The 575-nt window shown below is 55.3% G+C and carries 1 protein-coding gene; it reads right to left on the reverse strand.

Going from position 1 to position 575, the window contains the following annotated elements:
* Positions 1-262 precede the first annotated feature (262 nt).
* The coding region (locus DEQ92_RS23580; protein ID WP_158547654.1) for a hypothetical protein at positions 263-575 on the reverse strand (313 nt) is incomplete at its 5' end.

Below are 575 nucleotides of genomic sequence, written 5' to 3' on the forward strand. Positions count from 1 at the left end.
GATCGAGTACGTAGCGCCAACGAAGATACAGCTGAAAGCGAGCGCCCACGTCCACAGGGCGGCTTCAGGTGTCTGTTTCAGCACTTGTCCCATCGTTAACCACCTCTCTGGGAATTCTCTCTCCAGAAACGAATCGAATCAAAACCGACTCCGGGACTCGTTTCCGGGTCGCGCGCACGCACGCGCGCATTACACGCGCGCGCAAAAATATCGCTTTTTAGCATACTGTGTGTGCGTTCTGTGTCTGGACGACGTCTTCGAGTCACGCTTCCTCCACATACTGCGACAGGTCGCCACTCTGTTGCTCGAGAAGTAATTTCGCCTTCTTCGCGTTTCGAGCTGATAGACCGTAGTTCAGTCCGATCAACTCTTTCGCGATGTAGGGGTTCTTGTTGCCACCGTGGATCGCGACGACTGGCTCAAGTCCTTCGGCCATAATCTCGTCGACGATCGAGCGGACGTCGACCTCTGGTTCTTCGTCTTCGTCATCGTCCGGAGCGATCCGCTCTCGCTTCTTCTTTCGATCGAGCTTTTGGTACTCTTCCCAGACCTTCGTGCCCTCCAGCGACGGAAAC

Origin of the sequence: Haloferax sp. Atlit-6N (assembly GCF_003383195.1) — an archaeon.
GTDB classification, from domain to species: domain Archaea; phylum Halobacteriota; class Halobacteria; order Halobacteriales; family Haloferacaceae; genus Haloferax; species Haloferax gibbonsii.